Below are 10,721 nucleotides of genomic sequence, written 5' to 3' on the forward strand. Positions count from 1 at the left end.
CAGTTGCAAATAGTGAATCTTAGGGTCGGAAAACTCAGTCCAAGGGCGGCACAGGGAGCCCGCGCTTGGCATAGAAGGCATCGACGAAGGCGGCCAATGTACCCTGTTGAATAGCCTCGCGCAAACCAGCCATCAGGACTTGGTAATGACGCAAATTGTGGATGGTATTCAACATGCTACCCAGCATTTCCCCACACTTGTCCAGATGGTGCAGATAAGCACGGGAGAAGTTCTGGCAGGTATAGCAGTCACAGGTGGGATCCAGCGGCGAATCATCATGGCGATGGAACGCGTTACGGATCTTCAGCACGCCTGTATCGATGAACAGATGCCCATTGCGGGCATTACGGGTTGGCATCACGCAATCGAACATGTCCACACCGCGGCGCACACCCTCTACGAGATCCTCCGGTTTGCCAACGCCCATAAGGTAACGAGGTTTGTCAGCAGGCATCAGGCCTGGCAGGTAATCCAGCACCTTGATCATCTCGTGCTTGGGCTCACCCACCGACAGACCGCCGATGGCCAGGCCGTCGAAGCCGATCTTATCCAGGCCTTCCAGCGAGCGCTTGCGCAGGCTTTCATGCATGCCGCCCTGGACGATACCGAACAGCGCCGCAGTGTTGTCGCCGTGGGCGTTCTTCGAGCGCTGGGCCCAACGCAGCGACAACTCCATGGAAACCCGCGCGACGTCTTCATCGGCCGGGTACGGCGTGCATTCGTCGAAAATCATCACGATGTCGGAGCCCAGGTCGCGCTGGACCTGCATCGACTCTTCCGGGCCCATGAACACTTTGGAACCGTCGACCGGCGAGGCGAAGGTCACGCCCTCCTCCTTGATCTTGCGCATGGCGCCCAGGCTGAACACCTGGAAACCACCCGAGTCAGTGAGGATCGGGCCTTGCCACTTCATGAAGTCATGCAGGTCGCCGTGCTTCTTGATCACTTCCGTGCCCGGGCGCAGCCACAGGTGGAAGGTGTTGCCGAGGATGATCTCGGCGCCGGTGGCGACGATATCGCGCGGCAGCATGCCTTTGACGGTGCCGTAGGTGCCGACCGGCATGAACGCCGGGGTCTCTACCGTACCGCGCGGAAAGGTCAGACGACCGCGACGGGCTTTGCCGTCAGTGGCCAGCAATTCAAACGACATACGACTCATAGTTGTTCCTCTGGGCCGCGTGGCGCCGGATTACGGGTGATAAACATCGCATCACCGTAGCTGAAAAAACGGTATCCATTGTCGATGGCAGCCTGATAAGCAGCCATGGTTTCCGGATAACCGGCAAATGCCGACACCAGCATCAACAGCGTGGATTCCGGCAAATGGAAGTTGGTCACCAGCGCATCGACCACATGAAACGGCCGGCCTGGGTAAATAAAGATATCGGTGTCGCCGCTGAACGGCTTGAGCACGCCATCACGCGCCGCGCTTTCCAGGGAACGCACGCTGGTGGTGCCCACGGCAATCACCCGCCCGCCGCGCGCCTTGCACGCGTAGACCGCGTCCACGACGTCCTGGCTGACTTCCAGCCATTCGCTGTGCATATGGTGGTCTTCGATGTTATCCACACGCACCGGCTGAAACGTGCCGGCCCCCACGTGCAGGGTCACATACGCGCTCTCGACGCCCTTGGCGGCGATCGCATCCAGCAGCGGCTGGTCGAAATGCAGCCCGGCCGTCGGCGCCGCGACGGCACCGAGGCGCTGGGAATACACCGTCTGATAGCGCTCGCGGTCCGCATCTTCGTCGGGGCGGTCTATATAAGGAGGCAACGGCATATGGCCGACGCGCTCCAGCAGCGGCAACACTTCCTCGGCAAACTTGAGCTCGAACAACGCATCATGACGCGCCACCATCTCGGCCTCGCCACCGCCATCGATCAGCAGGGTCGAACCCGGTTTCGGCGACTTGCTGGAGCGCACATGGGCCAGCACGCGATGGCTGTCCAGCACCCGCTCCACCAGAATTTCCAGCTTGCCGCCGGAAGCTTTCTGGCCAAACAGCCGCGCCGGAATCACCCGGGTATTGTTGAACACCATCAAATCGCCTGGGCGCAAATGCTCAAGCAAATCAGTGAATTGACGGTGTGCGAGGGCACCGCTGAGCCCGTCCAGGGTCAGCAGTCGACTGGCGCGACGCTCGGCCAAAGGGTGGCGGGCGATCAGCGAATCAGGGAGCTCAAAAGTAAAGTCAGCAACGCGCATGATGGGGTTCGTCTAGCAGGGCCGGGAAGTCTAGCGGAAATAGTCAAAATTGACCATGAAACGTGATTGACCAACGGTAATCTCATCTCTATACTTCGCCGCCATTGAGCCCTGATGGCGGAATTGGTAGACGCGGCGGATTCAAAATCCGTTTTCGAAAGGAGTGGGAGTTCGAGTCTCCCTCGGGGCACCATCTTAAAAAAAGACCTTGAAATTCAAGGTCTTTTTTTTCGCCTGTCGAAAAGTGGGCAACCAGCAAAATCCCCGACCAGCGCAACATCAACTTGAAACACAGCCCCTTGTGGGAGCTGGCTTGCCTGCGATAGCGTCAGCCGCAACACCCTCAAACCACCAGACTAACTACCCGCCACTTCACCCTCCTCCGTCACCCCATTGGCCAACATCCCATTCGCCAAATCATCCACCACCGCCTTCGCCATCTCCCCCAAATAATGCGCCGCCCAGGCATAACGATCCGCGCCCGTGTCCATGGCGGCATCCAACGCCAGCAGTTTTGAACAGTGGAGAAGTTCGGAGGCATGCTCCAGCGCATCGCGGATGGGCACGCCGGCGTTCACGCGGAATAGTCGGTGAAGGTTGGGCTGCTTGCCACAGGTGGAAAAGGTGATGACGCCGAGGGTTTTGTTGAGGGGTGGGTTGATCATTGGGCACCTCCTGGATGGGCGGAGGTGTGGGTGGTGGGGTTGTGAGGGTATGGCCTGTCAGAAATGCTCATTGCTTAAGCTCCTAATATAGTGAGCCTATTGTTTCTCGGATTCTCAAGTCCGGTCGCTGGGTTGGAAGCGACGGGGAGGAAGTTAGCGCAGGAGCGATTGGGGTTGAAAGTCAGTATCTGTGGCGAAAAATTTCCGTTAGGTCGGTCGGGGGGGACGCCGATCCCCCCAGATGCAGGAAACAACCGGGGTCTGCCCCCGATTACCTCCGGGAAAACGTATTGGTTTAATGGGCATCAGAAATGACAGTGTGCGCCGACGCGATGGCTGATATCTTTCCCGCGCGCCCAATCGCGTCCAATCAACGCCGGTCCCATCAAGGAAGATAAAAACAATGAAAGTATTGCTCATCGCTTCGCTAGGAATGTTGTCGCTGACTCAAACATCACTATCCTTCGCGGATAATGCTAATGGAAAAAATCTCTATCTACAGCGATGCAGCATGTGCCATGGAATGGATCTCAAAGCAACAGGACCGCTGGCTAAAAAAAGTAATCCGCCGACGCCTGATCTAACAACGCTCGCTTTCAAAAAACGATTAAATGATTATCCGGGCGTGATTGTGTCTTCGATAATACTTCGCCCAAATGGCGACTTAATTCCAAGAACCTTGCGTGAGAATGGAGTAAAGCTATCGCCGCACTCATGGAGCGTTAAGGATTTTCGCGATTTAAATCAATACATGGGTGGCGTTATTTCAAAAACCCGATGACCGTCGAAGTGCCTGGTCCTGTGCTGTCTGCGTGGATTGACATGACGCTTTAAGCGCTCTGCCAACAGTTCAAACTCGATACCTTTGCTACAGATTGGCCTACGCTGGAGCTGCACGCTGCCGAGAAAGAAACGAAGAACGCGCTGCGGTTATCGCAGGAACTCAACGGCTCAACAGCCACATGAACGGTGATTTTTAGAATAGCTAACATGACGACCAAGCCTTCGGCGCAAGTATCCCGCGCTGAGTACGCGCGACGGATAAATCGTGTACTCAACTACATCGATGCTCACCTCGATCAGCCGTTAGATGGCGCGCAGTTAGCCGACATCGCCAATTTCTCGCGCTTCCATTTTCATCGAATTTTCGCCGCATGGATGGGCGAAACGCTTGGCAGCTATGCACAGCGTCGACGGCTCGAGAAGGCGGCCTTCCGGCTGTCCTGTGGTAGCCATGAAACAGTACTTGAAACAGCGTTGGCCACCGGCTTCCATTCGGGTGAAGCGTTTGCACGAGCCTTCAAACTCAAGTTCGGCTGCACGCCATCGACCTGGCGCTCCACGACTCTTCAGCGGCTGAAAATGCAGGCGTCCGCGATCGGACAGCAACCAGGCAACCAAGAGAGCAATCCTGATCAGGTCTTCAGCAATATCCATCAGGAAGGCGAGCCCGCGCTCGGTGAATCTGACGTCTCTTATCGGCTAACGGAAACTTGTGCCATGGATGTACGTATCGTTGATTTACCAAAAGCACGCGTCGCGTATCAACGTTTGATCGGACCATATGGGCCCGCCATCGGCGAATTTTGGCGCGGCACCATTGCCCCGTGGATGCACTCAAATGGCCTCAGTGATGAAACGTGTTATGGCATAGGTCATGACGACCCGTCTCTCACTCCAGCCAACAAGTGCCGCTATGACGCGTGCGTCGAAGTACCCGCTCATTTTGTTGCTAGCGGCCAGGTAGATATTCTAACTCTGCCGGGCGGCCGTTATGCCGTAGCGAGTTTCAAAGGGAAAGCTGAGGTTTTAGGTAACGCCTGGATGTGGCTGACGCGTGAATGGATGCCGTCCAGCGGACTACAATGCGACGATAGGCCTTGCTTCGAGATGTTTTCTGCGACCACGGCACTTGACCCCCACACCGGTGAGTTTAGTTGCGACATCTGCATTCCAGTGCGAGCGCTGTAACGCAACTCCCGCGTGCCGCATCGTTTAGGGGCGTGAGCGCATCGCATTCACCAGCCACTATCGTTATGCCATGCAGCTGCATGGCATAACGCAAAATCGAGCAAGCGATAAGAGCCCATATCCCTAACGACGCATTCGTTAAAGTCCCTCCTTGATCTAGCTGCACAGGTGAAAATCAGACGAGTTAATTCTCTTCACTCGAAATGGTTTACGGCCTAAAGCGGGCGATCACCACCAGCAGCTATGGGTCGAGAGCGGGGATTCGGAATAGGCCGCGTCCGGCCAGAAACGGACACTCGCGATGTGTCTAGGAGACCTAGGGGCAGCCCAAAATCGGAAATCTGTGGATGGCCCGTCGACATTTGCAGAGTAACGCAGGAGAGGCGTGCCTGTACTGCGGGGAATGGCCGCTGCGAGTTGCTCGTAACGGCTGAAAAGCCAGAAAGGAGTGAGTGATTTCAGTGTTTTGGATCGACTCGTCACTTTCAAAATCGGCAGTGGTCGAAGTTAACACGAAACGTAAGGCTACTTCAGACCATCCCTAAGGCGTGATAAACCAAAGATCATCATGTAGCATAGACCAATGAGTAGTTCTACAGTCATCCTCACACTACGCGCTTCTGCACCGACTCTAGAAGGTTTATGAATGATAAAAACTATCCCGATGTGGAAAATGATGATGATCACCAAAGGTAAGGCAGCGGGACTTGCAGTACTGGCGTCCTTACCTGCTTTCATCGTTACAGGTGCGTGGATGTTTCTCGAAGGGTTGCAAAATGGGCAAAAGCGCCAGGCTGCAATGGGGCTAATTTGTCTGGTTTTTTTTAGTGTGTGCGCCGTGCTATTTGCACCTTCAAAAAAGTATATTCCCGGCAAAACATTTCAGGGCTACAGAAATAAAAAACTCAGTACAAAGAAGGCCATAAATTACGGCTACGGAATCATTATTTTTATTGTCGTGGCTTTTGTAGCCCTAGCACCAGAAGACGCACTGAGTGCAATATTCTATGGAGTAGGATGTGTCTTTAGTCTTTATGTTTTGTCAAAAAGCTTAAAGTTTCACGCAGATATCGATCATTCAACAAATGAATATTTAGCGACCGCTCTGGGAATTCCTGCAGGGGAAAAAGTTCTAGTCAGCTACCAGAATTTTGATGCTGACGAGTTTGACGTTGGTAGTAATGCTTTTGCCGCAACAGCGACAAAACTAATTGTAGCGTCGTTTGATGGATATGGTTGGGGCAAGCTGTCGCGGGATCTTAATCAGGTCTCGCGCATTGGTATCATCGGTGATGAAAATAAAAATTATTTTGTTAAATTGCAATTCAATGATGGGTGTGATGTGTTGTTGCGCATTGGCCTATATGAAAAGCTAACATCAAATCCCATTCTGGTCATCAGAAGGTTATTGGAAACGATCGATACAAGTCTCCTTTGTGGTAGTGGTGCATCACAGGCTGTACAAAGACGTCGGGTGGTTGCCAACTCTGGAACTCCAACTGCGCTCACAAAAAATGTTGCGCCTGAGGCTACGCTTGCATCCGTGGCACCGATTCGCAATATTGAGGTTGCCTCTGACGTATTAGTCGCTATCCAGAACGTTGAAGAAGTTGTTCCCGGTCGCAGGCTGGAGCTTTAACAATGTCTCATTGTACAAAATTTGAATTTTCTTATGTTAATGAAGAGACCATTGCCAAAGCTTTCGGCAAGATGGGCATTAAGCCAGCGACCGATCTAGTTTCCGTATTTACCAGCGACTTCAGTAAAAAGATATTGGGTAAAATAGGTTATATGGGCAAACAGCAGTTTAGAGCTATTTGTGGCCAAACAGCTGATAAATTCAATTTGTTTGTTTGCAAGATTGAGGAGGGCTCTTACAAGCTTCTCATTGAGCGGGGAATGATTTCGTCCGACGATGAAGCAATAATGGCTGACCTGGCTTTAAGCTTTCAGAAAGCGTACATCAGCGTAGCCATCGATGAAACCATCAGGCGCATAGACGCATCAGGTGTTCCAGCAAGAGTGAAAGAAACTTTTCAAGGGTTCGAGATTGAATTCGGACCTAACTACGAATACGGTATTCATGTCACTTTCACGGGCAATGAGATTACGGAGGAAGTGCATGGCGTGAAAGGCGATATTTGTACAAAGCTTACCGAAGAGCTCGAGTCTCTACTTTCTAGCCCCACTACGGAACTTGTGACTGAGTGGAAGCCGGAGTATACCGTCGTTCATGAAGAACAAACCCTTCAAATTCTCAGCGCGAATTTATAAATGGAAATAAATGTACATCATATGGAGTTGAGCAGCGTTAACGGGCCTGGGTTGCGCTTGACATTATGGGTGCAGGGCTGTGCGCTGAATTGTAAGGGGTGCTTCAATCAGGGAACCCACGCTCGCGAAGCGAGTACGTTGATGTCTATTCATGAGTTGGCACAGAAGATAAATGCACTGGACATCGCTGGAGTTACCCTCTCTGGGGGGGAGCCCCTCGACCAAGCGCCAGCCTTGGAAAAATTAATACATGCCGTCAATGGTGAGAAAAACCGGATACTTTATACAGGCTATACGCCAAAAGAGATATTCCAGAATGATGCCATGATCCGAGTAGTTAAAGCCGTTGATATGACGTTGGCTGGTCGGTATCGGCATAACGCGAAACATCCCTATCAGCACAAGCAGATTATCAAAACCAGCGACAGGGTCGATATTGACTTTTTCCGTACTGGAAGAGTTGTCGAGTTTGTTGTTTCAAGTTCTGGCGTTACCAAAACTGGCCTTCCGATGCATGTATAACTCAGTTCAAGAATAGGGATAATAGGCATGAATCGTACCAAGCAGATAACAGATTACCTCAAGGCGCGTTATGCGATTTTGGTCATTGAAACTTTCGAGGAGGAACGTGCACTCAGTGAAATTTCTGAAATCGCTAAGGCTCTTAGCCATCGGTTGTTCGTTTGGAACTCGACGGTAGGCGTCCAGATAAATGGCGTCGTTTCTGGGGATAAAACCTTTGATTTGAAAATGGCCTTGGACTTTTGCGAAGAAAAGGCGAAGGAGGAAGGCAGCAAAAATATTTTTGTTTTTTGTGATGCTCATAACTACCTTACCTCAAGATCAAATCCGGTCTATCGGCGTCGACTTCGAGATTTAGCCATAAATATCCGCTCACGCGGATATCGAAGCAATTGCATTATCGTGGCCCCCAGCTTTGAAGTTGCCAACGATCTTCAAAAGGAAATCACGTTGATTGATTTTCCTTTGCCATCAAGAGATGAGGTTAAGGACCAGATAAATAATTTTGTTAATTCATGGCAAGGAAATAGTAGCGTTAAAATTGATCTTACTGCCGAAACCAAAGAGAAACTCATTGATGCTGCATTGGGCCTCACGGGATTGGAAATTGACAATAGCTTATCTCGTTCATTGGTATCCAGTCTGAGTGTAAATGAAAATACTGTAAAAGATTTGCTTTCCGAAAAAAAACAAATCATACGAAAAACAGGTATCTTGGAATACATTGACTCAAAGGTGAGTCTTGAAGATGTTGGAGGTCTGGCAACTCTTAAGAAATGGCTCCACTTGCGTAGCCAGTGTTTTGGGCAGATTGCTCAGGAGTTCGGTGTTGGGACTCCGAAGGGTTTGCTCTTAACTGGAGTTCCTGGTTGCGGTAAGTCTTTAACAGCGAAATGCGTATCGTCGTCATGGAATATGCCCTTATTACGTTTGGACATGGGGAAAATTTTCCAAGGGGTGGTTGGCTCTTCAGAGTCCAATATTCGTTCCGCACTACGCACTGCCGAAGCTGTTTCGCCCTGCATCCTATGGATCGATGAAATTGAAAAAGGACTTTCCGGTTCTTCCGGAGGGGCATCTGATGGTGGAACGGCTACACGCGTATTCGGCACACTGTTAACTTGGATGCAGGAAAAGACGGCGCCTGTTTTTGTGTTTGCTACCGCTAACAACATCAACAGCTTACCTCCGGAGTTATTGAGAAAGGGGCGATTCGACGAAATATTTTTCGTTGATTTTCCTTCATCATTAGAAAGAAAAAAGATTCTTGAAATACATCTGAAAAAATTGAAACGTGACCCAGAAAAATTTGATTTGGATCGATTGTCTGCTTTGGGGGGCGAGTCGAATTTTGGTAAAGACGTTGTGCTATCTGGTGCTGAAATCGAAGCTTGGGTTGGAGACTCCCTGATTGAAGCGTTCTCGCGGCGGATGAATGGCTCTGATGATCTAAGCGATCTGAATATGGTTGATTTTGAAACTACTATTTCGCGCTTAGTGCCAATGAGCAAAATGCGTAAGGATGAGTTTATAAAACTTCGTGATTGGGCGAATCAAAATGCAATTAGCGCGTCGGCTATGATTGCTGGTCAGAATGATATGGAAACCCCAATCGGCGGCAGGCAAATTGATTTTTAATCTGAAGTTATTTTTCGGTTGGTGGGGCTTTGTTATACAAATCGAGCTTTATGGGCTGGCTGGTGAAATGACTGCATGAGCAAGCCTGAACCGGCCAAGTATAAAACGAGTAGCTGGTCACTTTCTTCCCGCGAAATAGAATTCCGAACCGTTAGATTTGGATAGCGGACTACAGTGATCACTTTAGAGCGATAAGGCGTGGGCCTTCACGCTGCCAAGCAGCTCGACGCCATCGATGGCGCTTGAGCTCAATCGCGCAGTCGGCAAGGCTGAGGGGGTTGTATTGGGGCTTGAATCGACCAAAGCCATCACAAGCCAGATCGCCGAGCCGTTGTATGTGCCGTATGATGACGCCGCCAGCAATCGGGCAGGTGAGTTGAAGGGATAGGCGTTTCTCGGCACGGCCCGCGTGGATATCGATAGACTGGACGCTTCGATTTTTTAGGATGAAATGCTCATGTTCAAAGCTGCCCTCGCTTCCTTGCTGTTGACCTGCACTTTTTGCGCTCACGCCGGTACGACGGTCGATGTGTCGAAGATTTACGGCAAGATCCAGTTCGTGAACAGCTATCCCGACTACAAGGTGAAAGTGGTGAATCAGTACCCCGACCTTAAGGTAAAGAAGGTGGTTTCCTGGCCGGACTCTGTTGGCAAATGGCAAATCGTCGACAGCTACCCCGACTACAAGATCCAGATCGTCGATTCCTATCCGGACTTCACTATTGAATATGTGGAGAGCTGGCCTGGGGTCAATTGATCGCGGCAAGCCGTTGCAGGTGGCCTGAGACGGCTTGTTGGGCGGGTTGGCCAGGGCAAGGCGTTTCACGATCGAGTAATTTGGCGGTGAGGAGTACGCCCAGTTCGCTCAGTTGATGGATCGCCAGGGCGATGTCGCGGTGTTTGCCGTTCAGGTCTTCGTACAGGTCGAGCAGCAGTTGAACCGCCTGCAGGTTATTCGTCCTGCGATAGATCAGTGATGCCTTCGTACGTCTCATCTCATGAGTGCCATACATGGCTGGATCAAGGCCAACGGCCTTCACCCAGCCTTTGACGATACGAGCGTATTGGCGAGTGGATAGATGGACTGTGTTTGTTCAGTAATCTTGAACTGCGCTGGCCGCTGCGTTTTCTCTATTTCCCAAGCACCAGCATTCGCAAGTGCTTTGCTCAGCGTCGAAATTGTGAGCGTACTATCAGCTTCCAAGCACAGATCAAGACTCATGAATCCTCCCTTTTCCATGGCTGCACACTTGCACCAAAATTTTTGAGTGCGATCTTCTCGACAGTGTATTTGGCTAGCGGTTTGAATGTCTGCTTCTGGCCGATTCTGTTGAAAAAGTCGGATTTTCAGCTCGCCTGAACTCAGACACGACCACCCCTGAAGAACCTACTCACCACATTGAGTGGTTTTTCGGCCCTTCGGTGACCTTTGCTGCTCTGTTATTG

Annotated in this window: 11 protein-coding genes, 1 tRNA gene and 3 pseudogenes; 9 read left to right on the forward strand and 6 right to left on the reverse strand. The window is 51.2% G+C overall.

All coding sequences use genetic code 11. From position 1 onward, the window contains the following. Positions 1 to 34: 34 nt before the first annotated feature. Positions 35 to 1,150 carry a tRNA guanosine(34) transglycosylase Tgt gene (gene tgt, locus TU80_RS12585; RefSeq protein ID WP_010565220.1) on the reverse strand — a complete coding sequence of 372 codons (1,116 nt, stop codon included), beginning with the start codon at positions 1,148 to 1,150 and terminating at the stop codon, positions 35 to 37. A gap of 5 nt (positions 1,151 to 1,155) precedes the next feature. Beyond that, positions 1,156 to 2,205: a tRNA preQ1(34) S-adenosylmethionine ribosyltransferase-isomerase QueA gene (gene queA, locus TU80_RS12590; protein WP_057004585.1), complete on the reverse strand. Its 1,050-nt coding sequence runs from the start codon at positions 2,203 to 2,205 to the stop codon at positions 1,156 to 1,158. 108 nt (positions 2,206 to 2,313) lie between these two features. Here queA and TU80_RS12595 point away from each other — a divergent pair. Further along, positions 2,314 to 2,398, forward strand: a tRNA-Leu gene (locus TU80_RS12595). Positions 2,399 to 2,561: 163 nt separating this feature from the next. Here the strand turns inward: TU80_RS12595 and TU80_RS12600 are convergent. Further along, entirely contained in the window at positions 2,562 to 2,870 is a 309-nt protein-coding gene (locus TU80_RS12600; protein ID WP_017846211.1) for a DUF3077 domain-containing protein, read from the reverse strand. 403 nt (positions 2,871 to 3,273) lie between these two features. Here TU80_RS12600 and TU80_RS31545 point away from each other — a divergent pair, with 403 nt between their 5' ends. The 8 genes and pseudogenes from TU80_RS31545 to TU80_RS12635 all read left to right on the forward strand — a co-directional run bounded on the left by TU80_RS31545 (position 3,274) and on the right by TU80_RS12635 (position 10,032). Continuing rightward, positions 3,274 to 3,651 carry a c-type cytochrome gene (locus TU80_RS31545; RefSeq protein WP_082118788.1) on the forward strand — a complete coding sequence of 126 codons (378 nt, stop codon included), beginning with the start codon at positions 3,274 to 3,276 and terminating at the stop codon, positions 3,649 to 3,651. 209 nt (positions 3,652 to 3,860) lie between these two features. After that, complete coding sequence (locus TU80_RS12605) at positions 3,861 to 4,841, forward strand: AraC family transcriptional regulator (protein ID WP_046382169.1); 981 nt, start codon at positions 3,861 to 3,863, stop codon at positions 4,839 to 4,841. A gap of 646 nt (positions 4,842 to 5,487) precedes the next feature. Continuing rightward, positions 5,488 to 6,480 (forward strand): hypothetical protein, encoded by a 993-nt coding sequence (locus tag TU80_RS12610; protein WP_057004586.1) that lies wholly within the window; start codon positions 5,488 to 5,490, stop codon positions 6,478 to 6,480. A gap of 2 nt (positions 6,481 to 6,482) precedes the next feature. Further along, positions 6,483 to 7,115: a DUF2997 domain-containing protein gene (locus TU80_RS12615; RefSeq protein WP_057004587.1), complete on the forward strand. Its 633-nt coding sequence runs from the start codon at positions 6,483 to 6,485 to the stop codon at positions 7,113 to 7,115. A 21-nt stretch (positions 7,116 to 7,136) separates the two neighbouring features. Then, complete coding sequence (locus tag TU80_RS12620) at positions 7,137 to 7,637, forward strand: 4Fe-4S single cluster domain-containing protein (protein WP_234427222.1); 501 nt, start codon at positions 7,137 to 7,139, stop codon at positions 7,635 to 7,637. 27 nt (positions 7,638 to 7,664) lie between these two features. Then, entirely contained in the window at positions 7,665 to 9,275 is a 1,611-nt protein-coding gene (locus tag TU80_RS12625; protein WP_057004589.1) for an AAA family ATPase, read from the forward strand. Positions 9,276 to 9,473: 198 nt separating this feature from the next. Further along, a pseudogene (locus TU80_RS12630) lies at positions 9,474 to 9,663 on the forward strand (hypothetical protein). A 69-nt stretch (positions 9,664 to 9,732) separates the two neighbouring features. Beyond that, positions 9,733 to 10,032 carry a 7(1) septoil knot domain-containing protein gene (locus TU80_RS12635; protein WP_057004590.1) on the forward strand — a complete coding sequence of 100 codons (300 nt, stop codon included), beginning with the start codon at positions 9,733 to 9,735 and terminating at the stop codon, positions 10,030 to 10,032. Here TU80_RS12635 and TU80_RS33040 read toward each other — a convergent pair. The 3 genes and pseudogenes from TU80_RS33040 to TU80_RS33950 all read right to left on the reverse strand — a co-directional run. Continuing rightward, positions 10,025 to 10,210 (reverse strand): annotated as a pseudogene (locus TU80_RS33040) (DUF6124 family protein); the annotation flags it as partial. The gene TU80_RS12635 and the pseudogene TU80_RS33040 overlap by 8 nt on opposite strands. Further along, positions 10,202 to 10,357: pseudogene (locus tag TU80_RS33945) on the reverse strand (integrase); the annotation flags it as partial. The pseudogenes TU80_RS33945 and TU80_RS33040, both read right to left, overlap by 9 nt. After that, positions 10,312 to 10,497, reverse strand: a complete 186-nt coding sequence (locus TU80_RS33950; protein ID WP_165933317.1) for a hypothetical protein — start codon at positions 10,495 to 10,497, stop codon at positions 10,312 to 10,314. The pseudogene TU80_RS33945 and the gene TU80_RS33950, both read right to left, overlap by 46 nt. Positions 10,498 to 10,721 lie beyond the last annotated feature (224 nt).

The organism is Pseudomonas veronii (assembly GCF_001439695.1).
Taxonomy (GTDB): Bacteria; Pseudomonadota; Gammaproteobacteria; order Pseudomonadales; family Pseudomonadaceae; genus Aquipseudomonas; species Aquipseudomonas veronii.

What these genes read in the sequence shown, in the direction of transcription:
- TU80_RS12615 (WP_057004587.1), top strand. Translation starts at nt 6,483, where the DNA reads ATGTCTCATTGTACAAAATTTGAATTTTCTTATGTTAATGAAGAGACC.
- TU80_RS33950 (WP_165933317.1), bottom strand. Translation starts at nt 10,497, where the DNA reads ATGAGTCTTGATCTGTGCTTGGAAGCTGATAGTACGCTCACAATTTCG.
- TU80_RS12605 (WP_046382169.1), top strand. Translation starts at nt 3,861, where the DNA reads ATGACGACCAAGCCTTCGGCGCAAGTATCCCGCGCTGAGTACGCGCGA.
- TU80_RS12635 (WP_057004590.1), top strand. Translation starts at nt 9,733, where the DNA reads ATGTTCAAAGCTGCCCTCGCTTCCTTGCTGTTGACCTGCACTTTTTGC.
- TU80_RS12600 (WP_017846211.1), bottom strand. Translation starts at nt 2,870, where the DNA reads ATGATCAACCCACCCCTCAACAAAACCCTCGGCGTCATCACCTTTTCC.
- TU80_RS31545 (WP_082118788.1), top strand. Translation starts at nt 3,274, where the DNA reads ATGAAAGTATTGCTCATCGCTTCGCTAGGAATGTTGTCGCTGACTCAA.
- queA (WP_057004585.1), bottom strand. Translation starts at nt 2,205, where the DNA reads ATGCGCGTTGCTGACTTTACTTTTGAGCTCCCTGATTCGCTGATCGCC.
- TU80_RS12625 (WP_057004589.1), top strand. Translation starts at nt 7,665, where the DNA reads ATGAATCGTACCAAGCAGATAACAGATTACCTCAAGGCGCGTTATGCG.
- tgt (WP_010565220.1), bottom strand. Translation starts at nt 1,150, where the DNA reads ATGTCGTTTGAATTGCTGGCCACTGACGGCAAAGCCCGTCGCGGTCGT.
- TU80_RS12610 (WP_057004586.1), top strand. Translation starts at nt 5,488, where the DNA reads ATGATAAAAACTATCCCGATGTGGAAAATGATGATGATCACCAAAGGT.
- TU80_RS12620 (WP_234427222.1), top strand. Translation starts at nt 7,137, where the DNA reads ATGGAGTTGAGCAGCGTTAACGGGCCTGGGTTGCGCTTGACATTATGG.